Below are 25,494 nucleotides of genomic sequence, written 5' to 3'. Positions count from 1 at the left end.
ACATAAGGGCAACCTATATAAATCGGCAGATTGTTGCTTTGGTTGAGACTTACCTAAACAACTTATGACAAACAACATGCAACAAACAATTCTATTGATTTCATAATACAAAATTAGTGTATAGTCTTTTTGCCCGTCTGTACAGCCTGCAAACGTTATTTGATTATTGTTATGTTCTTGGCTGCGATGACAGGCTAATCATGTTTTTCACTTGTCCAAGCATAAATATAAAAAGTCCCGTAAAACCTTGATTTTACGGGACTTACTTTTACTTTTCCGTCATTTATCTTTGACGCTCAGCGGAGAGATAGGTTCTATCACCTATCATTTCAAACAATATCACAAACTCGTAATATCTTGTTAATTACCAAGTTATTACAAAGTAAACAGAAAATAAAATATCTCTTAATATCTTTGCATATCTCACTTTTTGGGTGTATTTTTGGGTGTCAATTTTCAAACACACCCAATTATGAATATCAAAAGAAACATCATTTTCGCACTGGAAAGCCGGAAGAAAAACGGTGTGCCAATCACAGAGAATGTGCCTATCCGTATGCGTGTGATATTCGCAAGCCAGCGTATAGAGTTTACAACGGGCTACCGCATCGACGCTACCAAATGGGATACGGACAAACAAAGGGTAAAGAACGGATGCACAAACAAACTGAAGCTAAGCGCATCCGAAATCAATGCAGACCTGCTAAGACAGTATACGGAGATACAGAACATCTTCAAAGAGTTTGAAGTACAGAACGTACTACCCACACCCGCACAGATAAAGGACAGCTTCAATGCAAGGATGAAGGATGCACCAGTCACAGAGCAGGAAACAGCCGAAGGACCTAAAATCAGCTTTTGGGAGGCGTTCGAGGAGTTTGTAAGGGAATGCGGGAAACAGAACGACTGGACAGACGCAACCTACGAAAAATTCGCTGCGGTAAAGAACCACCTGAAAGAGTTCAGGGATGAACTTTCCTTTGATACGTTCACCGAGAACGGACTGAATGACTATGTGGACTTCCTGCGTAACAAGAAAGATATGCGTAACAGCACCATAGGCAAGCAGATAGCCTTCCTGAAATGGTTCCTGCGGTGGAGTTTCAAGAAAGGGTACAATCAGAACATGGCTTATGACAGCTTCAAGCCCAAGCTGAAAAACACACCCAAAAAAGTGATATTCCTCACATGGGAGGAACTGAACAGACTGAAAGACTACAAGATACCCCAAACCAAGCAGTATCTCGAACGGGTAAGGGACGTTTTTCTGTTCTGCTGTTTCAGCGGGCTGCGCTATTCGGACGTGTACAACCTCAAACGGAGCGACATCAAGCCCGACCATATAGAAGTGACAACCGTAAAGACAGCGGACAGCCTTATCATAGAGTTAAACAACCACAGCAAGGCGATACTGGAAAAATACAAAAGCGTACACTTTGAAGATCACAAGGCACTTCCGGTCATCAGCAACCAAAAGATGAACGATTATTTGAAAGAACTGGGGGAACTTGCGGAAATCAACGACCCGGTAAGGGAAACTTACTACAAGGGAAATGAACGTATAGACACCGTCACACCCAAATACGCCCTGCTGGGAACCCATGCCGGAAGACGGACATTCATCTGCAACGCTTTGGCATTGGGTATTCCCGCACAAGTGGTGATGAAGTGGACGGGACACAGCGACTACAAGGCGATGAAACCATACATAGACGTTGCCGATGACATCAAGGCCAATGCGATGAACAAATTCAACCAACTGTAAACACAACAATAGCATGGAAGAAAGAATAACCTCAATGATACCCCGCTACGGGAAACTCAACAAGACATATACGGAAATAACATCCGGTGACGGCCTCTCTTTTGAGAAGCAGAAGTTCATTCATGACTTTTACAAAGAGTATGAAGACACACAGACCTTTGAAAAGGCACTTATCAGCCTCATGCTTGAAACGGAGGGTACGCACTTTTCCATATTGCTGAACAGCCTGAAACGGGAGATTGAAAACAATATCTCAATGTATAATACCTGCAAGGAGCTTTTCGACCGTCTCGATATTGAACATATCTGCCGGCAGCATGAAAGATGTCATGACCGGGACATCGAAAGACAAATGCAAATCACAAACGAATATTACCGGGAACTTATGGAAGCTAACGGATCTTTGGAGGCAGTCGGTTTCAGGGAACATGATCGTCAGGAAGAGGAAAGGTTGGAAAAAAGATACGGGCAGTGCAAACGGGAATACGACAGGGAGAAAGCCAAGCTGGATGAACTATATGCACAGAAGGAACAGGCAAGGCGGGAAGCCCTACAATACCTGAAAAACCGCTGCGGAGACATATACAGGCTGGACGGATCGCTGCTGGCAATCCTCGAAAAATACATGACCGGCCAAAAGAAAAAGGAAGGGGAAGAAAAAGAGGCCGCCACACCGACACCCTCACCCACCTATTTTCCCATGAAACTCTTGTCAGCCGTTTACGAAAAATGTAACGGTGAACAGTTCGAAGCCATTTCCGAACTGGACTTTTACGCCAGCATGAACCTGCAACCGTGCGAAGGCAAACTGATAATAAGACCGAGGGAAAAGGCTCGTGTATGTTATCTTATTTTCCTTATGGGTGAAACACTGCACAAACCAGACAGAGAAAAATGGAGAAAGGACATCATGAACCTGCTGGGAATAGACGACACATACTATAAATCAAAATACAAAGAACCCGTTTCCGATTTTCCCAGTGACAGCAATCAGATATTTGCGAAGGAAATGCAGTCAATATTCCGATAGTCAGCGATACGCCACGACATTCCACGAAACAACCACTTTTACCACCCGAAATATTTTTCACCACTCTTTATTATCTTCTGATATTTAGTGAGATAGCGTGATACCCCATTCACGCTATCCACATCCTTACCACCCGTATCCGGGATTAACTTTGCACTGTTCGAACGAAACAAAAAAGCCCGTGCGCAGGGCTTACAGTACAAACGTTAAATTCATTCCAACATGGAAATCAGAGAACTTTTATCAAAGCCCGTATGGCAGATGACGGGAGAGGAATTTATATTACTGAACCGACACGCCCTGCAGGAAAGGGAAGCGAGAGCAGCACAGCCCGCAGCCGATACGGAAAAGAAATACGTGTACGGGATAGGCGGCATAGCACGCCTGTTCGGGTGCAGTATGCCCACAGCAAACCGCATCAAGAAAAGTGGGAAGATAGACAGAGCCATTACGCAGATAGGACGCAAAATCATCGTAGATGCGGACATGGCACTCGAACTGGCAGGACACAAAAGCGGGGGACGCAGATAAGGAGGTACGGACATGGAGTACAGAGAAAGAAAAGAAGTCACGCCCGAAGCGGCGGTGATACTGTGGCAAGCCTCACGGCTCGACCTTTCGGAAGACTACGAGAGGGCACCCGAAATACTGAAAGTACACGGTTCCGTCATAGGCACGCTGGGGAACTTCAGCGCATCAATCGGAAAAGCAAAGAGCAAGAAAACGTTCAATGTTTCCGCAATCGTGGCGGCTGCACTGAAAAACGGGACAGTGCTAAGCTACACGGCGGAACTGCCCGAAAACAGGAGGAAAATACTCTATGTGGATACCGAACAAAGTTCCTACCACTGTGCGAAAGTGGCAAAAAGAATATTACGCATGGCGGGACTGCCGACAGGCAGGAACCATAAAGACCTTGAATTCCTTGTCCTAAGGAAGTACACGCCCGAGGAACGAATAGCAATCGTGAGGGAGGCCATTTACCGCACCGAAAATGTAGGGCTGGTAGTCATTGACGGAATACGGGATATGGTGTACGACATCAACAGCCCCAGCGAGTCCACGAAGGTAATCTCCCTGCTGATGACATGGACGGGGGAAAGACACATACACATACACACCATACTGCATCAGAACAAGGGGGACGAGAACGCAAGGGGACACATCGGAACGGAGCTTAGCAACAAGGCCGAAACAGTGCTGCAAGTGGAGAAGGACGAGAAGGACCCCGACATCAGTACGGTCAAGGCAGCACATATCAGGGCGATGAACTTCGAACCGTTCGCATTCCGCATCAACGGGGAGGCATTGCCCGAACTGCTGGACGAATACCTGTTCAAACACAAGGATCCGGGAAAAGGGAAAAAGGAGAAGTTCGACCCCTACAAGGACATCACAGAGAAGCAGCACCGCATCGCACTGGAAGCGGCATTCACACTCAAAGATGAATACGGCTACAAGGAGCTTGCGGAAGAATTGAGGAAAACCTACGCCTCTGTCGGTGTCATGCTTGGGGGAAACAGGCTGACAGACCTCATTACAGTACTGAAAAACAAACGGATGATAGTACAGGAGAACGGCAGGAAATACACCTTCAAACCCGATTTTCACTATTAGCGGTATTGTATGGGAACCACTTTACTTTAGTCCCGTACCATATATATACGGAAGTAAAGTAAAGTGGATATAGCCCGTAATATACAAAAAGATACGGGCGAAAAGAAATAATAATATTCACACCTGACAAGAACAACGGTATGACAGTACGGAAAAGGGTATGGTCTCATACCAGGCCTCCACCATGACGGCACAGACCGGAAACCGCTTTACTTTAGTCTGGGGGCATATATATAGCAAAATAAAGTAAAGCGGATGCAGCCCGTAACACATGAAAGGGTACGGGTCCCCCCCCAAAAAAACAATATCTACTTAAAACAGAAATATGATGAATATGAATGAAGCGAAGCAGATACGCATAGAGGAATATCTGCACAGTCTTGGATACAGTCCGGTAAGGCAACAGGGTGGTAGTCTATGGTACAACTCACCGTTCAGGGACGAACAGGAACCCTCCTTCAAGGTGAACACCGAACGCAACCTATGGTATGATTTTGGCGCAGGCAAAGGTGGTAATATCATCGCACTGGCACAGGAGCTATACGCATCCGACAGTCTGCCCTACCTCTTGGAAAGGATAAGGGAGCAGGCACAAAACGTGCGCCCGGTCTCTTTCTCTTTTGGCAAGCAACCCTTGTCAAAGCCGAGTTTCCGGCAGTTGGAGGTAGTACCGCTCTCCTCTCCCGCCCTGTATACCTACCTGCGGCAAAGGGGAATAAATACGGAACTGGCAAAAAGAGAATGCAGGGAGGTCCGCTATCTGACCGGGGAAACCCCATACTATGCTATAGGCTTCCCCAACCGTTCGGGAGGATACGAGATACGCAACAAGCATTTCAAGGGATGCATAGCACCGAAGGACATCACCCATATACGACAATCGGAGTCGAAGGAGGCATGCTACATCTTCGAGGGATTCATGGACTACCTCTCTTTCCTCACCCTGCGGCTGGAAAGGTGTCCCGACCGTCCCGAACTTGACGGGCAGGACTACATCGTACTGAACTCGACTTCCGACCTTTCCAAAGCAATCCGACCGTTGGGCGGTTATGAAAGCATCCATTGTTTCCTTGACAACGACAAGGCGGGAATGGAGGCCGTTCAGGAGTTGCAAAAAGAGTACGGACTGCGCATACGGGACGCATCGCACATATACGAAGGGTACAACGATCTGAACGACTTCCTGCGGGATAAAAGGTCAGGACAGGCGCAACGGCAGCAAGAGAAACCGGAAGCGGAAAAAAGGCAAAGCCAGACAGAGCAGCCGAAGAAGAAAGGCAAAGGGATCAGGATGTAGCCGCACAGCCACCGGAAGGCTTTGAAAAAAGCCATAGCTCATTAGGGCTTTTTCTTAACGCAATGCACACATTGCTAAAAAAGCCCCAACGAGCCATAGGGGCGCCGCCCCTTTGGAAACCCCGTCTGCCATGCGGCATAAAGGCAAGGCAGGGGAAGTATTAACCTGAAATTATTGACAGTTATGGGATATGCAGTTTTGCATCTGGAAAAGGCAAAAGGGACGGACAGCAGGATGTCCGCACACATAGAGCGCACCGTTCACCCGAAGAATGCGGACAGAACACGCACGCACCTGAACCGGGAGCTCGTACAGTTTCCCGAAGGGGTGAGAAACCGCACGCAGGCGATAGCACACCGGGTGGAAACGGCAGGTATCAGACGCAAGGTAGGTACCAACCAAGTAAGGGCTATCCGGGTACTGCTCACCGGAAGCAACAGGGACATGAAACAAATAGAGGCGGACGGACGACTTGACGATTGGTGCAACGACAGCCTGCAATGGCTCCGGGAAACATACGGGGAACAGAACCTCGTATCGGCAGTCCTGCATATGGACGAGAAGACACCGCACATACACGCCACAGTCATACCGATAGTGACCGGAGAGCGAAGGAAAGCCGGACAGGAAGAACAGAACGGGAAGAAAAAGTACAGAAAGAAGAACCCGCAGGACGTGAGACTCTGCGCAGATGATGTAATGGCGAGGCACAGGCTAAAACACTATCAGGACACTTATGCCCAAGCCATGAACAAGTACGGCTTGCAGAGAGGCGTGGACGGCTCATTGGCAAGGCATATTTCCACCATGCAATACTACAAGCAGCTGGTGGAGCAGCAGGACAGCCTGCAAGAGAACATAGAAAACCTGCTGGGGCTGGAAGAGGAAGCAATGAAAAAGCTGAAGCAGGTAAAGGGGGAAATCAACGTGCAGAAAATGAAGGGAGCGGCGGTGAACGCCACCACAGCCATAGCGGACGGGGTGAGCTCACTTTTCGGCGGCAGCAAAGTTAAGAAGCTGGAAGCAGAGAATGAAAATTTGAAACGGAACATTGTGAATCTGCAAAAGCAGGTGCAAGCCGAACAGAGGGAGCAGACAAAAATGGAAAACCGTCACAGCAGCGAGATAAACAGAGTTGACCGGAGCTACCGGCAGAAAATCGCAGAATACGACAATCGGCTGGAACTGATAGACACCTACTTTCCTATTGTAAAGGAACTGATACCCATAGCAGAACAATGCCGGGAAGTGGGCTTCACCGAAGAACTGACAAGACGAATTGTCAGCCTGCAACCCGTGGAGTTCAAGGGAAGGCTCTATTCAAAGGAGTACAAGGAGAAGTTCAGGACGGAGCACTCAACGGCAACAGTGGAGAGGGACCCGCAGGAGAAAGGAAAATTCAGGCTGTGCATTGACGGAGTACCCATACTCGATTGGTTCAGGAAGAAATTTCAGGAAATTAAAGAAAAGTTAGGGCTAAACACACCTGTTGAAAACAAGCAGCGAAAAGGATTGAAAATATAATTACTTAATAGCAGAGAAGGGGTATTAATTATTAGTTCTCTAAAAAACTAACGGGAAGAATAAAAAACATATTCTTCCCGTCAAGTAATATCATAACTATATTTTCCAACAGACCATATTAATATTCAGCATATTATAAGTGAATCAACAAATCTTTTATAAACATATCTCTGTTCTCACAGCTTAAGAGGTAATTCTTTTTTTCTGTTAATATAAAAATTTGTTGATTGGGATTCTTTACATAGGAATAATATTTCCCATAATGGGTACTCCCCATTACACCTATATACCCCAAAAAGCCATTACTTCCAAAATAACGGACATCATTTTGAACACCGTCATAAACAAAAGCGTTCTTAATACAAGAATACGGAATACATTTCTTACCAAACACTCTTTTTATAACGAGTTGATCCTTTTCCAAACAAATAAATGAAGGAATCACTATCAGCATGTATATGTATATAGATACAAGAATGATACCCAATAACAGGCTTGCGATTTGATCCTGCAAAGATTGTAGCATAAAAGTTCTTAATAGAAACATAAGTCCAGTAGTTAATAAGACAATCTTTAACACCAGAGACCAGCGCTCCATTATCGGCTGAAACTTTGATTTATATACGCTCATTATATTGCTATCTTTACTGTTGACTATATTACACGTATGTTATGAAATGATTGGTTTCCTTTTGCATCTCCCCTTGAAGATTTAAAGTTTTCCACAACTGCATCAAAGACATTTCCAACTCGTTCTATGGGTAGATTTAAAATCAAAACTTCTTTTCCATAAGGACAAAAGACTGTATTCTTATAATTAAACTTTGAGCTTTTCATTGTTAACATAGCCGAATAACCGGCCTTAACACTCTTTTTCCAAAAAAGTTGTTTCTTTTTAGTTTTAAATTCCACAGCAAAAGAATTACCATTAACGATACGCCCAATAGTCATTGTGCTTTTATATTTTCCATTCTTGATTGTTAATGAAGCATCTTTAAATCCCTTAAAACCTGGCTCAATCGGAGTTGGCTCTGCTGCCCGTGTAGCTGAAACAACTTCATCCAAATCATAAGTAGGATAATCATATTTAGGCCCTCTTAGACTATTACCGATTACAACGTAACCTTTTATATTACCGAGTAAGGACAAATCATTATCAGTGAATGTAAAATAAGGGGTAACGTCGAATAAGTCAACTGTATTAAAAGAAAAAATATCTGAATATTTATCCTTGTACGTATTTATCATCTCTTGTATTAAGTGAGAATCATCACTTTCCATATCAAATATTTTATCGAGCTCCCTATCTGCCTGCTCCCATAAAATATACGCCCCTTCAAAGCCCAACTGCTGAAAATAAGTAAATCTTTCATTTTCTGTCATGTTTTTAAGCTGCCGGAGCGTCTCGCTATACACCTGTTCATCTTTAAAATGAAGAACTGGCATATTCAAGTACTCACTAACACTTCTCGTTTCTTTTACCCACATATCCATTGTCGAAACCTCAACATCCGGTATGGTTTCTTGTGCAGAACCGATAAATTCATTTTCGCTATTGCAAGATAACAAGCTTACAATCATGCATGCACTCAAAATACAACCAAAAATCTTTTCAATTTTCATAGTGTATGATTTTGTATTAAACAATTATTTTATTTAAAAGGCTTTACCTTAACAGTAACCTTTTCCGTTTTATTAGCATGGTTATAAAACACATTACTACAACTTTGAAAGATGATCAAACATCCGAACAATACAAATACTATTTTCTTCATAAATGATATTTTTTATTTAAACAATCCATATATTATTTCTTGTAACAATCCACCAAAATCCATTTCCACTTTATGCTTTTTAAATTTATAGTAAGGCATTAAGATAGGAGTAACTCCCCCACGTTCAAAAGGATATTCACGATACCCCCTTATACCTAATTCCGTTCCAAAAGAATCCGTTATATCGAAAGCAACACTGCCTCCGTAGTCATTACGGCTGAATGAAGTAACAGGAGTAAATAAAAAACCGCCAAATACATGCAAACTCATTCGGGAATTAAAGGAATAAGAAAGTTTACCCGATATACCAAATGTTTCATCCACATGGCGAGGAGTACTCAACTTCATTGCATGCAATGCAACATCAGCAAATAAATTATCTGACAATGATTTGTTATATCCAATAGCAGCATAGTTAAAAACACCAATACCAATTAAATTCATTTGGCGTCCCATGCCGTAAACGTGACCATTCCACAATGGGGCTATTACCCCCGACACATTATATTCCCCTTTATGTAAAGGACTTTGGTCTGTGTAAAAAAACGGCCCACCCTTCTTGAATTGAAGAGTAACACCAGAATTTGCAAAAATAACAGAATTTTGATATTCCCAAATAGGATATTTAACCGAATCAACTGCAAAATCTTTGTGAAAACGCAAATACCGTTTTCCCACAGGATTCATATCAACCCACTTCGATTCTTGACCATACATCCCAAGAGGACACATGATGATCCAAAACAAAATAAATGCTGCAAAACTAATTAATGTAGTCACCTTTCTATACATATTGATTTTCATCATTATGCCCAAAGCATGAAAATAAAAGCATCATACACAAGGGCTGTAAATAAATCCACTGTCAATTTACATTTCTGCGATATTTATTTAAATGAACAATCAGGATTTTTGCACGATTTTTTACATAATCCTTTAACAGATAATATAAACAGAAAAACTATTACGAAGCATTTTGTATAATATTCCTGTTCGAATAAATCAACAAGCAGTGGGATTATAATGAATGTTGATAGACAAAAGATCATTATCAGAGTGCTTTTTTTCATGTTTTAGCAAAAAGTAGCAACTCCTACTAAGGCGCCGCTCTACCCACCTAAAGCGGTTCCCGATACTGTACCGATAACAGGTAGTGTGACAGTACCAACTCCTGCACCACCAAGCGCACCCTTTCCAGATTATCCATTGAAATATTTATCACTTCTTGAAGGTATCTCTCAAAAAGAACATGATTAGAGCCTCCTATTTCTTCAACTGTATCATCGGAACATAAAATTAAAAACATAATTGGCAAAATCAACAACATACATACTGTTTCATAATTAATATAATTAAGGTTAATACTGAATATGTTAGAAATCGAAAGTCCCATGCTTATAAGAGGCCCGGGAAGGGATATAATAATCCTCACCTGGGGTTTGGGGCTGCATAAAATCTTGTCTGAATATTTCTGGAGGATTATCTGCTACCACATCTGCATCATGGATATATATGTTAAAATAGCATTCGGGTTCTCTCTTTTGGTTATATGGCCCTTCTCCCACAAAAGTAAATTTGTAGAAACCGATTTTTTCCCCGTCTTTTCTGACCGTAAGAAACCAGATATTACCAGTACTTATCGTTTTAAATCTTAATCCTTTCAATGCAGAATACCTTTCCTCTATAAACTGCCCATTCAAATATGTCTGTTTTTTACACGTAAAAGGCAACTCAAACTTGCCACCTTCAGCTGGTAGAATAAAGGGATTTTGTTCCGAATGGATTTTATACATAAATGTCAACTCCCCTTTATCTATAATCAGTGGAATTTTTTCTACTTTTATGCCATTAATAGTAGAATAAGAAATCTGTAAATCACCATTCAAAATTTTATCTTCCTTATTAATATTTGAGGTTATATTTAATACAACTTGATCACCCTTTACTTTTGTCTCTATATCAGAAAAAAGAGTTTTATCAAATTCTATCGAAACATCCTTGGGAATAATCGGAACCTCTGAATCTAAAACATCATCTATCAATGTTTTTTGAATAATTGTAAAAGTAATAGTACGTTTCTCCCCCAGACAATTAAATGGTTTAGATACGTTCTCACTTGGTAACACCTGATATTCAAGAATTTTATTATTTTCTTCTTTTTCACAGGAAAATAATGCTAAGGAAACGAATAGAAGAATGAATATTCTTTTCATATTAATACAGTTTAGTTTTTTTGCAAATTAAAAGATTTTTCCCGTACAATAAAATACCAATTAATTGGTATTTTATTACAAATAACCATTCAATTTCATTATTATGCCCAAAGCATGAAAATAAAAGTATAACATACAAGAGCTGTAAACAAAGACAGAATTATTCGGGAGACTCCCTACTCTAAAAAAGTTAAAAAAAGAAAATGATTTAAATAAATATTAGTATAACAATGTCATCAACAACACAATATCCCCTTTTCAAATTATACAATAAATAATAGTTAAGCAACCAAAGACAGCGCAAAGCCAAACAAGTAATAAAAGAATAAAGTATTAAATAAAGCAAAAACACCCAATTCTACTTTTTAGGGTGTAAAATCGGGCGTCATTCTTGTAAATTGCTGATTATCAGCGTTTATTGCGGAGAGACAGGGATTCGAACCCCGGGTACCTCGCAGTACAACGGTTTTCAAGACCGCCGCAATCGACCACTCTGCCACCTCTCCAAAACTACGGTTAAGTAGTGCTTTTCTCTTAAAGCGATGCAAAGGTACGAATCATTTTTAAATCCACAAACATTTTGCCATTTTTTTCGTGGAATAATCGTATTTTTGCGGAACAATTCAATTGAAACTGTTATATAGATAAATTAGATAATCCATGATATATCCCCAGAATTTTGAGCAGAAAATAGGATTCGACCAAATCAGACAATTATTAAAAGACAAATGTCTCAGCACATTAGGAGAAGAGAGAGTGAATGAAATGAATTTTTCCGATCACTTTGAAGAAGTTGATGAACTGCTGAATCAGGTTGCAGAGTTTGTTCGCATCATACAAGAGGAAGATAACTTTCCCGACCAATTTTTTTTCGATGTCCGTCCCTCTTTGAAACGAATCCGAATAGAAGGAATGTACATGGACGAACAAGAATTGTTTGATCTACGACGTTCGTTGGAGACCATCCGGGACATCATCCGTTTCCTGCAGCGCAATGATGAAGAAGAATCGGATTGTCCCTACCCCAGCCTGAAAAAACTGGCCGGTGACATAACTGTCTTTCCACAACTTATCACCAAGATTGATGGCATTTTAAATAAATATGGCAAAATCAAGGATAATGCTTCGACCGAACTGTCACGCATCCGACGGGAACTGGCTAACACGATGGGAAGTATCTCACGTTCGCTTAACAGCATACTCCGAAACGCACAATCCGAAGGCTATGTGGACAAAGACGTGGCACCAACCATGCGCGACGGTCGATTGGTTATTCCGGTGGCTCCGGGATTAAAACGTAAAATCAAAGGAATCGTCCACGATGAATCGGCCAGCGGAAAAACTGTATTTATCGAACCAGCGGAAGTAGTGGAAGCCAACAACCGTATCCGTGAACTGGAAGGGGATGAACGCCGGGAGATCATCCGTATCCTGACTGAGTTCTCTAACACCCTGCGTCCTTCTATCCCGGAAATACTGCAATCGTATGAATTTCTTGCCGAGATAGACTTCATTCGTGCCAAAAGTCACTTCGCCATCCAAACAAACAGTATCAAACCCAGCCTGGAGAACGAGCAATTATTGGACTGGACAATGGCCGTCCACCCACTATTACAACTTTCGCTTGCCAAACATGGAAAGAAAGTAGTGCCATTGGACATAGAACTGAACCTCAAACAGCGTATCCTTATTATATCCGGTCCCAACGCCGGAGGTAAATCCGTATGTCTGAAAACAGTCGGGTTACTACAATATATGCTGCAATGCGGCATGCTCGTACCCATGCACGAACGAAGTCATGTAGGCCTGTTTGGCAGTATCTTCATCGACATCGGTGATGAACAATCCATTGAAGACGATTTGAGTACCTATTCTTCACACTTGACCAATATGAAAATCATGATGAAGAACTGCAACGAACGAAGTCTGATTTTAATTGACGAATTCGGTGGAGGTACAGAACCCCAGATCGGCGGAGCTATTGCCGAAGCTGTACTGAAACGATTCAACATAAAGGGTACTTTCGGTGTTATAACTACACACTACCAGAATCTAAAACATTTTGCAGAGGATCACGAAGGTGTAGTAAACGGTGCCATGCTATATGACCGTCATCTGATGCAGGCACTTTTCCAACTTCAGATCGGTAATCCGGGCAGTTCATTCGCTGTAGAAATCGCTCGTAAAATCGGATTACCGGAAGATGTGATCGCAGATGCTTCTGAGATTGTGGGAAGTGAATATATCAATGCCGACAAGTATTTGCAGGATATCGTACGTGACAAACGTTATTGGGAAGGAAAGCGTCAGACTATCCGCCAGCGCGAAAAGCATATGGAAGAAACCATTGCCCGCTATCAGGCTGAGATGGAAGAATTACAAAAGTCGAGAAAAGAGATCATCCGTCAGGCAAAAGAGGAGGCGGAGAGGTTGTTGCAAGAATCAAATGCACGTATCGAGAACACCATCCGTACCATAAAAGAGGCACAGGCTGAAAAAGAAAAAACACGTCTGGTACGCCAGGAACTGGCGGACTTCCGTGAATCGATAGACAACCTGACTTCCAAGGAACAGGAAGATAAGATAGCCCGAAAGATGGAGAAGCTGAAAGAGAAGCAAAACCGCAAGAAGGAGAAAAAGCAAAACGGCACCAAAGAACAGCCGGCAGTTCAACAAACTCCCAAAGCAACTCCCATCACCGAAGGGTGTCCGGTACGTATCAAAGGACAAAGTTCGGTCGGAGAAGTACTTGAAATCAACGGGAAGAATGCCGTGGTAGCCTTCGGCAGCATCAAGACAACTGTAAAGACGGAGCGGCTGGAACGCAGCAACGCAATCCCCCAAAAACAAGAGTCTGCCAAAAGTTCTTTTGTCAGCAACCAGACTCAGGACAGCATGTACGAAAAAAAGCTGAACTTCAAGCAAGATATCGATGTACGGGGAATGCGGGGAGACGAAGCTCTACAAGCTGTAACCTACTTTGTAGACGACGCCATCCTGGTCGGTATGAGCCGGGTACGCATCCTACATGGGACCGGTACGGGTATCCTGCGTACCCTTATCCGCCAATATTTGCAAACCATACCGGGAGTCCGCCATTTTGCCGACGAACATATCCAATTGGGAGGTGCAGGTATCACGGTAGTCGATTTGGCATAAAAAAAGAAGAATATGAAGAATAACCTGTTAAGTGAAAGATTAGTTTATAATGGTGAGAGCCAGACTCCCACCCACCTGCATTTATGTACTTACAACGCTCTTGTGATGCAGGAGGTTTCAGGTGTCAATTTCCAGACTGTCGCCAATTCTCTCAACCGCGAGCAGATCAACTGGCTGCAGGTGCACGGACTTCAGAACACCGAAGTCATCCGGGAAATATGCAGTCACTTTGAAATAGACTTTCTTATCCTTCAGGATATTCTGAATGCCGAGCATCCCACTAAAATAGAGGAGCATGACAAGTACACGGTGCTTATCATGAAGCTATTCCGCTTCAACAACAAAGAAGAGAAAAGCCCGGAAGATGAACTGGATGAACTGGAACAGCAACAAGTATGCATCATCCAAGGAAGCAACTTTGTACTCACCTTCCTGGAAAACGAAACCGACTTCTTTGACGATGTCACCTCCGCCCTTCACAATGATGTACTAAAAATACGGGGTAGACAAAGCGACTACCTGCTCAGTGTCTTACTAAACAGCATAATGGGGAATTACATCGCCACCGTATCTACTATCGACGACTCCCTGGAAGACCTGGAAGAAGAATTGCTCACCATCAGTGACGGTAACGATATCGGCATCCAGATACAGGCACTCCGCCGGCAGTACATGCTGATGAAGAAAGCCATTCTTCCATTAAAGGAACAATACGTGAAACTCCTGAGGGCGGAAAACTCCCTGATGCACAAAGTGAACCGTGCTTTCTTCAATGATGTCAACGACCATCTGCAATTCGTATTGCAAACCATCGAAATATGCCGGGAAACCCTATCGTCCCTGGTTGATCTTTACATATCCAACAATGACTTGCGGATGAATGATATCATGAAGCGCCTCACCATTGTTTCCACCATCTTTATTCCGTTGACTTTTCTTGTCGGAGTGTGGGGAATGAACTTCAAGATTATGCCCGAATTAGACTGGCGATATGGATATGTATATGCCTGGATATTGATGCTCCTGGTGGGCGGAGCCGTATACTGGTTTTTCCGAAAGAAGAAATGGTATTAAGTTACCAAAAATTTTGAAAAAACAATTACCTTTGCGCAACAACCTAATTAGCTAATATGAAATCAATAAAAGAACTCTATCGCATTGGAACCGGACCTTCGAGCAGTCACACCATGGGACCTCGCAAGGCAGCAGAAATGTTCCTCACACGACATCCTGAAGCAGCATCGTTCAAAGTGACCCTCTACGGAAGCCTGGCGGCGACAGGAAAAGGACACATGACGGATGTAGCCATCATTGACACACTGAAACCTACTGCACCGGTAGATATTATATGGCAACCCAAAATCTTTCTTCCTTTCCATCCGAACGGAATGAACTTTGTGGCACTTGATGCCGGCGGCAATGAACTGGAAAACTGGACTGTCTACAGTGTAGGGGGAGGTGCATTGGCCGAAAACAACAAACAGCCGTCTATTGAAAGCCCGGAAGTATACTCCATGAACAGCATGACCGAAATTCTGGATTGGTGCGAACATACCGGAAAAAGTTACTGGGAATACGTGAAAGAATGCGAAGATCCTGATATATGGGACTATCTGAAAGAAGTATGGGATACGATGAAGGAGTCTGTCCAGCGTGGTCTCGAACAAGAAGGAGTGCTGCCCGGCCCATTGAACCTGAGACGTAAAGCTTCCACATATTATATCCGCGCTACCGGATACAAGGCTTCTTTGCAGTCACGCGGATTGGTATTTGCCTACGCGCTTGCCGTAAGTGAAGAGAATGCCTCGGGAGGCAAAATCGTAACAGCACCCACATGCGGATCGTGCGGAGTGATGCCTGCCGTTCTTTATCATCTTGCCAAAAGCCGTGAATTCAGTGAGATGCGTATCCTTCGTGCATTGGCAACAGCCGGATTGATAGGTAACATCGTCAAGCAAAATGCTTCCATCTCCGGAGCAGAAGTAGGCTGCCAGGGAGAAGTAGGCGTGGCATGTGCCATGGCATCGGCTGCCGCCAACCAGCTATTCGGAGGAAGTCCGGCTCAAATTGAATATGCTGCCGAAATGGGACTGGAACATCACTTGGGCATGACTTGTGATCCGGTATGCGGATTGGTACAGATTCCTTGTATCGAGCGTAATGCTTACGCGGCCGCCCGCGCATTGGACGCCAATCTATACTCTTCATTTACCGATGGAATGCACCGTGTCTCTTTCGACAAAGTAATACAAGTGATGAAACAAACCGGCCACGACCTACCCTCACTCTATAAAGAAACAAGTGAAGGCGGACTGGCAAAGGATTATAAGCCGATGTAAAAAGCAATTCCCCATAAAGCGCAAGAGGATGTGCAAAACTCACCACAGATTGCACATCCTCTTGTTTTTACTATTCACATGCCTCGGGCGGCACATTCAACCTTTAAATCCTGGGCCAATGTGTGTCGTCACCGTTGGTAACATCTTTTTCGTGCAGCAAACCACCGCCTTCCGAAAAATACAAGTCTACCTTTTTACCCTGTTCCACAGTTACCACAAATTCCGTAGAAGGTTCATTCGGATATTCCAATATCACCACATCATCCACTACCCAATTGTTGTAACTCGACTCCATAAAAGCCGTCAACACTGCCGGCGGCAGGTTATTGATACTGTTCAACTCTGTTTCCGTCATCAGCCAGTTGGCATTGGCATCGAACCAAACTTCCTTCTCTCTGCCGTCCGCCTGACAGTCGGCTACGTAATAGACGCCCTTTTGCTCCCATTTAATGGCAGTGGCATTGGGATAAAGCTTCTTCAGTGCATCCTGAATGGCCTGGCTCGGCGGAAGATATCCCGTATCGTCATCATCGCCACACGAACTGAAAGCAAACACGACCGACAGCAACACGGCTGTCAACAAACTAAATTTCAAAAATTTCATAATCAAGGTCTTTTTTTAATAGGTTTATTCCAATTTATCAATGCTCCGCTTTACGAAACTTACCGTCTTTGGTAAACTTCAGGCTCAAATCCGTATTCAACTCGACTTCATACCCCTTGCGGTCGCGCTCTATCTGAGTCACAAACTCAGAGTGATACCCATTGGCTTTCATATATTCCTTCACGAAGTCAGGAACAATTGTTGCAGGAACAGCCGCTTTTTTACAATCCACTTCAATCCAGTTGCCCCGGTTATCAAAGTCGATCTCGGTTGCATTAGTCAACAACACATCGTACTTCTTTGTTTGCAAAATCTCATTTTCTATCTTAATATGCGAAATCTGCGGATTGGAAAAGTGCCGATTAATAAAATTACGTGCCGGAAGAGGCAATTTCATCGCATCTTTCGTGATGATATCACCTGCAAATGCAAATTGGACGGCTGCAATGGCCAATACAAGAATAGACAAAATCTTCTTCATAATCGTTATTTTTTTAGTGTCAATAATAAGTTTCGGAACTATTTCACACTGCAAATAACGAGATAGAAACGGGAAAGATTTGGGAATAAATAAAGAGAAGGGTTCTTTTTGTATTTTTTAACGGGCGGATGTATCTTCATCGTACACCTCTTCCAGAAGCTCTTCTTTCTTCATACTTATTTTTCCATCGGGTGAGATCGTGATGGAGATAGGTACATACAGGTCTGTCTGCGGATAGCAGATACTGGCAGCATAGACTATTCCCTCAGGAGTCGTTTTATCATAAACAATCCCTTCCAGGATAGATTTCGCCATAAAATCATCGCCTATCAGAGACTCGAACTGCTTTTTGGTAAAAGTACGGCTGAAAACACGTTCGTTTCCACGCGTCAGCCTAAGCACTATCTGATTGTCGACATACGTATTCCCCATCTGGCTTACCACCCGGGGAAGCGAATCATTGGGCGTACGGGAAATAAACGAATGGTACTCTTTGCCTTTATATTTAATATCTACCTCGCTCTTACGGGCCGTCATGCGCTGCACTCCATGTGCATCGGTGCTATCCTGCATCAAAACACGGATATCGCTCTTTTTCTTTTCAGCCGAACCGGAACAAGCTGCGACAGCCATAAGCATTGCCAACCCAAGCAGATAAATAAGCTTTTTCATATTCGAATTATCAGTTTATTAAATCGTACGGCAAAGGAACAAAAAGCGGGGGAAATATACAAGTATTTTGGTAATTAGTAATTGATGATTAGTGATGGACCGGCCACCATGTCGATGTCCGCCCATCACTAATCATCAACGCTGAAGCTTATCTTCCGCCTCCTCTTCTCTGCTCCCGCTCGGCCTGCTTCTTGGTATAAGCAGCATACTGGTCTTTCGTCATAATTTTCTTCAGACCAGCCTCGTAGGACTCACGCGAAGCTTTCATCTCCTGACGCATCTTTTCTCTGTCCTCTTTGGACATGCGAGGAGCTTTTCTCCTATCCTGTTTACAAGTGCAGCTGTCGGTAGCCTGACTCTGCCCCTTCTTACCTTGTCTCATTTCCGGCTTCATTCTTCCGGGACGCTCTCCCATCTTTTGTACGAAAGCCATATTGACCTCAAGCAACTCTTTCTTCTGAGTTTCATTCAAAGAGTATTCTTTCGCCATACGCTCGGTCATGCGTTCGGCACGTGTTTTCGGGTCCATATCCTGACCGCCTCTGCGCGGACCTTGTGCCATCACCATTCCTCCCATCATTAATAGGGCTGCTAATAAAAAACTTATTCTTTTCATTGTTCTTTCCTTTTTTAAGTTATCAAATAATCATCTGTCTTTTTTGTTGCAACTGTCTATATGACTAAAAAGTAAGAGGGAAGTTTAAAGGTGAGGGCAACTTTAACAAAACGCAAACTTCTTTCTATTTTGATTAGATAACTCGAGTTCACACACTAACGACTCTTAGGTACTGGATGGCGGATAAGGAAGGGGGGGGGTAAAACTACATTCTGTCATATTGATAATCGAATGGTTCCAGATTGGCTTTTTTCCGGGCAAAGGTAGGGTGAAGCGATTTTTTCGTCTCCTTTTCCTGTCAGCAATTTCCGTTTTATCACTTTAAGTTCCTGTTTCTATGCAAAGAAGCGGTTCTTCAAGAAAGAAAAGAACAAAAAGGACAGTATTCAATCCTGATGCTTCCCTTTTATCTTTTTCAGCATGTTCATTTCCGGAGAGCAACCAGAAAGAAGTCCTTCTTTTTTCCTCTTCGGAACAATTACAATATATGTAATGAGAGAAAACATATAGAGATATTCCAAAAAGAAGTAAGCATTTTCTCAACTTGCTTACGTCTTTCGGAGCAAATGCTTACTTCTTTTTCGGAAAACACCGGCACTTCCCGACCCAAACACCGGCTTTCGGACATCAAAAGCCTGCTTTCTGAGGAAAAAACGCCCTGTTTTGGCACCTCCGCTCCTCCCGTTTGACTTGAACCGCAAAAGACCCGGTTACTCCCCAAGGGATATTCTTCTCTTTCTGACAGCTAAAAGAAGAAAAAGGTATCAAAACGAAAGCCACTCCCCATTTATCGGGCACCGGACATACGAAACAAGGCAGCCTATAAGATTTCATCTATCAGCCGATAAATATTATCAATTGGATTTTTTGCTGAAACGGGAAAATTCGCCCTATTTTTGCATCGGAAACAAATAAGAATGAATCTAAATAAGAAACAATTATGGAACCAATTATCAACTCACAGATGCCTGAATTCAAAGTACAGGCTTTTCAGAACGGAAGTTTTAAAACAGTAAGCAGCGAAGACGTAAAGGGAAAATGGGCTATTTTCTTCTTCTACCCGGCGGACTTCACCTTTGTGTGCCCGACCGAACTGGTAGACGTTGCCGAGAAATACGAACAGTTTCAGGCTATGGGTGTAGAAGTATACTCGGTAAGCACCGACTCACACTTCGTACACAAAGCATGGCACGATGCTTCGGAAAGCATCCGTAAGATCAAATATCCGATGTTGGCAGACCCGACAGGTGTATTGAGCCGTGGATTCGGTGTGATGATCGAAGAAGACGGAATGGCTTACCGCGGAACGTTCCTCGTCAATCCGGAAGGAAAAATCAAGATTGCCGAGATACAGGATAACAACATCGGACGTAATGCCGACGAGTTGCTCCGCAAAGTAGAGGCCGCACAGTTTGTAGCTACTCACGACGGAGAAGTTTGCCCCGCTAAATGGAAAAAAGGCGAAGCAACCCTGAAACCGAGCATCGACCTGGTCGGTAAGATCTAAACAGCAATCCTATGAAGACCGGTATCCCCCATATCGGTCTTTTTTAGCTCTTGACGATAAATCTTTCTAAATCATTCATCTCTAATCAATCTTCGATATAATGTTAGACTCAGCTATAAAAGAACAATTACGTACCATCTTCGCCGCATTGGAGGCGAACTATACATTCGACATCACCGTCTCACCGCAACACGAAAGCCGCACCGAACTTCTGGAACTCCTGAACGATGTGGCATCCTGCTCCGAGAAACTCTCTTGCCGGATCAATGAAGGCAAAGGACTGGAATTTACACTTCTCAAAGGAGAACACAGGACAGGTATCACCTTCCGGGCCGTTCCCAATGGGCATGAATTCAGTTCCCTACTGCTTGCCATCCTGAATACGGACGGAAAAGGAAAGAACTTTCCGGACGAAGGCATCTGCAACCGGGTAAAATCATTGAAAGGACCTGTCCGCCTGACAACTTACGTGTCACTGACCTGTACCAACTGCCCCGACGTGGTGCAGGCACTCAACGCCATGACCACGCTGAACGGACAGATTCAGCACCAGACTGTGGACGGAGCCATCAACCAGGCGGAAGTAGAGGCACTGAAAATACAGGGGGTTCCTTCTGTCTTCGCAGACGGTAAACTGATCCACGTGGGGCGTGGTGACTTTGGCGAACTGTTGGCCAAACTGGAAGAACAATATGGAACGGAGACGAACAGTGCGGAAACTTCCATCAAAAAATATGATGTGATTGTAGCCGGCGGAGGTCCGGCCGGTTCGGCCGCTGCCATCTATTCGGCCCGTAAAGGCTTGAATGTAGCGGTCATTGCCGAACGGATCGGCGGACAAGTAAAAGAAACAGTAGGCATAGAGAACCTGATCTCCGTACCTTCGACAACCGGAAGCCAGTTGGCCGATAATCTGAAAACCCACATGTCACAATATCCCATCGATTTGCTCGAACATCGCCAGATCGAAAAGATAGAGCTTGATGGAAAGGATAAGGTTCTGACAGCCAAAGGAGGAGAACGTTTCTCAGCTCCGGCGGTAATCGTTGCCACCGGTGCAAGCTGGCGCAAACTGAACGTACCGGGCGAAGCGGAATATATCGGCCGTGGGGTGGCTTTCTGTCCACACTGCGACGGACCTTTCTACAAAGGGAAGCAGGTGGCTGTCGTGGGAGGAGGAAATTCCGGAATCGAAGCAGCCATCGACCTGGCAGGTATCTGCTCCAAAGTTACGGTGCTCGAGTTTATGGACGAGCTGAAAGCGGATCAGGTTTTACAGGAAAAACTGAAAAGCCTGCCGAATGTAGAAGTTCTTGTTCACTCGCAGACAACCGAAGTGGTAGGCAATGGAGATAAGGTGACCGGCATCCGTGTCAAAGACCGCAAAACAGAAGAAGAACGGGTGATCAGCCTGGATGGCATCTTTGTACAGATCGGTTTGGTAGCCAATAGTGGTATTTTCCGCGATGTGGTTGAGGTAAATCGTCCGGGCGAGATCGTGATCGATGCACATTGCCGTACCAACGTGCCGGGAATTTATGCTGCCGGAGACGTTTCCACCGTCCCCTACAAACAGATTATCATCGCAATGGGAGAAGGCGCCAAAGCCGCATTAGCCGCATTCGAGGATCGGATGCGAGGAGAAATTTAAACGACAGGATAATATCAAGGGGGCATTTATTCACCACAGGGTAACACAGAGTTCCACAGAGTGAGTATTAAGTCACGGATTGTCGACATGAATACTCTGGGTTATTCTGCGTTACTTCGTGTTATTCTGTGTTACTCTGTGGTGAAACATTACTTAATCTTAAATGTCACCAGCAGTCCTTTATGGTCGGTTGGCCATACATCCAACGGTAACAGGAAATTATCTTTTGATGTCTCCTGTACTCTCTTATTACGTACGATAGAGCCTTTCGGGCCAAAGACAATCGCTTTCTTTGCTTCAAGATTCTTTCCTTTGTAGAAAATAAAGTCGATACGGTCACGTTCGTCCGCTTTCGGTGCCCATGTCAGTTTACCGGGTTCTTTCAACGGATTATCTGCCGGATATGTAAATCCCGGATGAGTCAGTGGATTCGGATAAATGTGACGATATGTATCCACAAACCCGTTTTGCTCTAGCAATGTAGTTACTGTCCAGGGAATTACCAGGCCATTGTGATCGTACAGATTCTTATTAGCCTCAATCCAATCCAGATGTGACGGTTCATTGAAGTCACCGCCTATAATCACGCTATAACCATTTGCAATATCCTTTTGAGCCTGTGCAATGAACATCTTGATGGCATCGTCACGCTGAGAAGCCACATTCACCTTCAAAACTTCTTCTACAGTAGTCGGAATAGGTATCTCTTTCCAGCTGGAACCGTCATAACCCCGTACGTTGTAGTAAGCACAATCCAGGTAATCCAAATGGCTGGTGTAGACTGCCACCTTGTGTCCGTTTACGGAACTTGTCAGCCTGTAGATACTTCCGTGGTCTCCGTTTTCGGGGAATACAGTGAGCGAGTCTGTGATCGGATGCTTACTCAGCAAACCTGTGTCATACGTATAGAAAGAATAATAATCCAGTCCTTTCTCTTTCAGAGAAGCCACAATACGCTCGTTAAAACGAGTGTTATGATAATTACGCACTTCGCTGAATGTCACAAAGTCGGGTTGCAAGCGCACTATCTCATTAACGATTGCATCATATCCTCCCGGAACCATTGTACCTTCCTGCCATACATTCCATTGCAGAACCGTAAACTCACCCTTTCCTTTACTTTGTCCCGTCATGGCGACAAGCAGGAAAAGCGTCATAAAAATAATCTTTTTCATTTTATCAAATTTATATGATGTGCATTGTTTTTCTTCAGGTTGTGACAGTAGTGTTTATTTGAAAACCTGTATCATGGGACGTCCTATCCAGACTTGAGGTTGCTTCACTCCCAAAACGTATCCCATGGTGGCAGCAGTATCAAACTGCATCATACTTTCCTGGAACTCTCCCCCTTTTCTGACATTCTTACCGGCAATGATAAAAGGTATCTCTACCTCCTGGAGTGTAATCCCCCCATGCCCTTTTTTAATGCCACCGTGATCGGCTGTCATCATGATAATCGTATCATCATATATTCCGGCCTCTTTAATGGCAGCAATGATACGTCCCACATAACCGTCCAGTTCTTTCAGCTTTTCATAATAGCCCGGAGTGTCGTGCCCGACAGCATGACCGGTATGATCCAACTGATCGAAGCAAACTGCAAGCATGGCAGGCTTTTTATCTTTGATATACTTCTCAGCCATCTCGCAGAGAGCAGTCGGGTATTTATCATAATCAGGAGCTTGTGCATGGTAGCTCAGTGCCAGTGTATCGACCAGGTATTTAATTCCTTCCCACTCGTACAGGCAACCGGTCTCAGCCTCCGGATACTGTTGACGCATAACCGAAAAGATAGTAGGAGAAATACCATGTTCATTGACAACCCGCGATGGTATCTCGGGCGTACGCGAACCCCATTCTGTATATCCGTGAAGTTCAGTACCCACTCCCATAAACATGGAAGCCCAGTTAATAGCGCTTGATGATGGAAATACGCTACGTTTATGAAGTGTGTAGCATCCTTCGTCCATCAGGCTTTTAATGTTGGGTATGTCTGCTTTGGGCACACTATACGCACCCCAGCCGTCCAACGCAATCAATACTACATGTTTTGCCTGCCGTTTAGCCGCCCAAGCCACATTGCAGAATCCGATCGCAAGCAAACATACTAAAACAAATAACTTTTTCATGGTATTCTATCTATATTTAAGTTTTGTCTTTTGTGTATCTTCTATTCTTTAATGAAATCGGCAGGATAGGTTACCTGTTGTACGACCCCTTCCTTCAGGCGTATCCACGTACGGAAACTATTTGCATTTTCATCCAACTCAATCACTCTCGCACCATTTGTAAGGTGATTATATACTGTGTTGCCACCCGTATAGCGTCCGTATGCCAGCAAGATTCCCTTCCATGACACGGCATAATCATCATCGTGGTCGTGTCCCACAAATACACCTCTCACATCTCCCATCTCTTTCATGGCGGCAAACAAGCCCGAATTTAACTGGGGAGCGCATGCTTTTTCTTTACGAATGCCATAAAGTATTGCACTCTCGGAAGAGGCAGCCTGATTATACTCCGGCAAAGCTATATGAAAAAACGCATACGACGAAACCGGAACGCCATTATTTTCTTCAGTAAACTTCTTACTGTTCTCACGATACCACTGTATTTGGTCAAATTTGATGTAATCGTATCCATTCACTCCCTTGATCTGTGAATAAGAATGAGAGTCGATACAATAAAGAACCGTTGCATTGCGCTTGCCGTCGGAAGCCTTCACCGGTAAGATAAAATTTGTCACTCCCGAAATACCCGGAGTAGTCTGTGTCAGGTTAAAAGGAACAGATTGGATGATCTTCAACAATTCTTCACGGCTCAGTCCCTGTTCGTTATCATGGTTACCGAAAGTCACCGCAAAAGGGATTTTTCTTTTAGATACCAGATTCAGCACTGTACGCATTCCTTCTTCCGCCGGTTTACCATAAATCACATCTCCCGTAAAAAGAACAAGGTCGGGCTTTTCCATATCCAATACCTGATTGATACGTTCGATCGATACATCCGAACGAGGATCATTATAGATATAATGAACATCGGTAAACTGGACAATCTTAAACTTACCGTCTTTGTTAAACTGAAGAGTCTGTTGCTGTGCATTTGCCAGCTGAAGGCTTCCCAACAGGATAGCCAACAATAAATAAATTCGTTTCATGGGTTTGATTATTTAGGTATAAAGAAGGGAGGATGTGTCAAAATTTACCATAGATGACACATCCCCTTGTCTTCAAAAGAGTAATGT

The 25,494-nt window shown here is 43.7% G+C and carries 22 protein-coding genes and 1 tRNA gene; 11 read left to right on the top strand and 12 right to left on the bottom strand.

Annotated features, from left to right (window positions below):
• Positions 1–472 precede the first annotated feature (472 nt).
• From BSHG_RS11685 to mobV, 6 genes are all read left to right on the top strand, one after another.
• Complete coding sequence (locus BSHG_RS11685; protein WP_005677642.1) at positions 473–1,765, top strand: site-specific integrase; 1,293 nt, start codon at positions 473–475, stop codon at positions 1,763–1,765.
• Between the two features lie 13 nt (positions 1,766–1,778).
• Positions 1,779–2,795 (top strand): hypothetical protein, encoded by a 1,017-nt coding sequence (locus tag BSHG_RS11690; protein ID WP_008659055.1) that lies wholly within the window; start codon positions 1,779–1,781, stop codon positions 2,793–2,795.
• A 222-nt stretch (positions 2,796–3,017) separates the two neighbouring features.
• Positions 3,018–3,326 carry a DUF3853 family protein gene (locus tag BSHG_RS11695; RefSeq protein ID WP_005809723.1) on the top strand — a complete coding sequence of 103 codons (309 nt, stop codon included), beginning with the start codon at positions 3,018–3,020 and terminating at the stop codon, positions 3,324–3,326.
• A 12-nt stretch (positions 3,327–3,338) separates the two neighbouring features.
• A complete protein-coding gene (locus BSHG_RS11700) occupies positions 3,339–4,412 on the top strand; it encodes an AAA family ATPase (protein ID WP_005677638.1) in 1,074 nt (357 codons plus the stop codon).
• A 328-nt stretch (positions 4,413–4,740) separates the two neighbouring features.
• Positions 4,741–5,709 carry a toprim domain-containing protein gene (locus BSHG_RS11705; protein ID WP_008659049.1) on the top strand — a complete coding sequence of 323 codons (969 nt, stop codon included), beginning with the start codon at positions 4,741–4,743 and terminating at the stop codon, positions 5,707–5,709.
• Between the two features lie 183 nt (positions 5,710–5,892).
• Positions 5,893–7,233, top strand: coding sequence for a MobV family relaxase (mobV, locus tag BSHG_RS11710; RefSeq protein ID WP_008659048.1), 1,341 nt, complete (start codon positions 5,893–5,895; stop codon positions 7,231–7,233).
• A 133-nt stretch (positions 7,234–7,366) separates the two neighbouring features.
• Here the strand turns inward: mobV and BSHG_RS11715 are convergent, their stop codons facing one another.
• From BSHG_RS11715 to BSHG_RS11740, 5 genes are all read right to left on the bottom strand, one after another.
• Positions 7,367–7,864, bottom strand: a complete 498-nt coding sequence (locus tag BSHG_RS11715) for a PH domain-containing protein (RefSeq protein ID WP_008659045.1) — start codon at positions 7,862–7,864, stop codon at positions 7,367–7,369.
• A gap of 23 nt (positions 7,865–7,887) precedes the next feature.
• Complete coding sequence (locus tag BSHG_RS11720; protein WP_008659043.1) at positions 7,888–8,856, bottom strand: DUF4848 domain-containing protein; 969 nt, start codon at positions 8,854–8,856, stop codon at positions 7,888–7,890.
• 164 nt (positions 8,857–9,020) lie between these two features.
• Positions 9,021–9,815: a hypothetical protein gene (locus BSHG_RS11725; RefSeq protein ID WP_032497375.1), complete on the bottom strand. Its 795-nt coding sequence runs from the start codon at positions 9,813–9,815 to the stop codon at positions 9,021–9,023.
• Between the two features lie 566 nt (positions 9,816–10,381).
• Positions 10,382–11,221, bottom strand: a complete 840-nt coding sequence (locus tag BSHG_RS11735; protein ID WP_008659036.1) for a hypothetical protein — start codon at positions 11,219–11,221, stop codon at positions 10,382–10,384.
• Between the two features lie 421 nt (positions 11,222–11,642).
• A tRNA-Ser gene (locus tag BSHG_RS11740) sits at positions 11,643–11,727 on the bottom strand.
• Positions 11,728–11,881: 154 nt separating this feature from the next.
• Between BSHG_RS11740 and BSHG_RS11745 the strand changes: the two genes are divergently transcribed.
• The 3 genes from BSHG_RS11745 to BSHG_RS11755 are packed head-to-tail and all read left to right on the top strand — an operon-like array spanning position 11,882 to position 16,719.
• Positions 11,882–14,380 (top strand): endonuclease MutS2, encoded by a 2,499-nt coding sequence (locus tag BSHG_RS11745; protein WP_008659035.1) that lies wholly within the window; start codon positions 11,882–11,884, stop codon positions 14,378–14,380.
• Positions 14,381–14,392: 12 nt separating this feature from the next.
• Positions 14,393–15,454, top strand: a complete 1,062-nt coding sequence (corA, locus tag BSHG_RS11750) for a magnesium/cobalt transporter CorA (protein ID WP_005785927.1) — start codon at positions 14,393–14,395, stop codon at positions 15,452–15,454.
• Positions 15,455–15,510: 56 nt separating this feature from the next.
• Complete coding sequence (locus tag BSHG_RS11755) at positions 15,511–16,719, top strand: L-serine ammonia-lyase (RefSeq protein WP_008659034.1); 1,209 nt, start codon at positions 15,511–15,513, stop codon at positions 16,717–16,719.
• A 103-nt stretch (positions 16,720–16,822) separates the two neighbouring features.
• Here BSHG_RS11755 and BSHG_RS11760 read toward each other — a convergent pair whose 3' ends face one another.
• The 4 genes from BSHG_RS11760 to BSHG_RS11775 form a co-directional block, all read right to left on the bottom strand.
• A complete protein-coding gene (locus BSHG_RS11760; protein WP_005816392.1) occupies positions 16,823–17,323 on the bottom strand; it encodes a PepSY-like domain-containing protein in 501 nt (166 codons plus the stop codon).
• A gap of 37 nt (positions 17,324–17,360) precedes the next feature.
• The gene (locus tag BSHG_RS11765; protein WP_005785921.1) at positions 17,361–17,804 is read right to left on the bottom strand and encodes a PepSY-like domain-containing protein; all 444 of its coding nucleotides are present in this window, start codon (positions 17,802–17,804) and stop codon (positions 17,361–17,363) included.
• 117 nt (positions 17,805–17,921) lie between these two features.
• Positions 17,922–18,476: a DUF4738 domain-containing protein gene (locus BSHG_RS11770; protein WP_005785920.1), complete on the bottom strand. Its 555-nt coding sequence runs from the start codon at positions 18,474–18,476 to the stop codon at positions 17,922–17,924.
• A gap of 148 nt (positions 18,477–18,624) precedes the next feature.
• Positions 18,625–19,092, bottom strand: coding sequence for a DUF4890 domain-containing protein (locus tag BSHG_RS11775; RefSeq protein ID WP_005816384.1), 468 nt, complete (start codon positions 19,090–19,092; stop codon positions 18,625–18,627).
• A gap of 940 nt (positions 19,093–20,032) precedes the next feature.
• On the opposite strand from BSHG_RS11775, the gene ahpC reads away from it, so the two are divergent.
• Together ahpC and ahpF are read left to right on the top strand one after the other, a co-directional pair.
• Positions 20,033–20,599, top strand: a complete 567-nt coding sequence (gene ahpC, locus BSHG_RS11780) for an alkyl hydroperoxide reductase subunit C (RefSeq protein ID WP_005775969.1) — start codon at positions 20,033–20,035, stop codon at positions 20,597–20,599.
• A gap of 100 nt (positions 20,600–20,699) precedes the next feature.
• Positions 20,700–22,250, top strand: coding sequence for an alkyl hydroperoxide reductase subunit F (gene ahpF, locus BSHG_RS11785; protein ID WP_005785913.1), 1,551 nt, complete (start codon positions 20,700–20,702; stop codon positions 22,248–22,250).
• Positions 22,251–22,399: 149 nt separating this feature from the next.
• On the opposite strand, the gene BSHG_RS11790 is transcribed toward ahpF, so the two are convergent.
• The 3 genes from BSHG_RS11790 to BSHG_RS11800 all read right to left on the bottom strand — a co-directional run bounded on the left by BSHG_RS11790 (position 22,400) and on the right by BSHG_RS11800 (position 25,407).
• Positions 22,400–23,407 (bottom strand): endonuclease/exonuclease/phosphatase family protein, encoded by a 1,008-nt coding sequence (locus tag BSHG_RS11790; RefSeq protein WP_005785910.1) that lies wholly within the window; start codon positions 23,405–23,407, stop codon positions 22,400–22,402.
• A 72-nt stretch (positions 23,408–23,479) separates the two neighbouring features.
• On the bottom strand, positions 23,480–24,379 hold the full coding sequence (locus BSHG_RS11795; protein ID WP_008659031.1) for an alkaline phosphatase: 900 nt from the start codon (positions 24,377–24,379) through the stop codon (positions 23,480–23,482).
• A 41-nt stretch (positions 24,380–24,420) separates the two neighbouring features.
• Positions 24,421–25,407, bottom strand: a complete 987-nt coding sequence (locus tag BSHG_RS11800; RefSeq protein ID WP_005785904.1) for a metallophosphoesterase family protein — start codon at positions 25,405–25,407, stop codon at positions 24,421–24,423.
• Between the last annotated feature and the right edge of the window lie 87 nt (positions 25,408–25,494).

The organism is Bacteroides sp. 3_2_5, assembly GCF_000159855.2.
GTDB lineage: Bacteria > Bacteroidota > Bacteroidia > Bacteroidales > Bacteroidaceae > Bacteroides > Bacteroides fragilis.
This window is presented reverse-complemented; position numbering and strand designations above follow the sequence as displayed.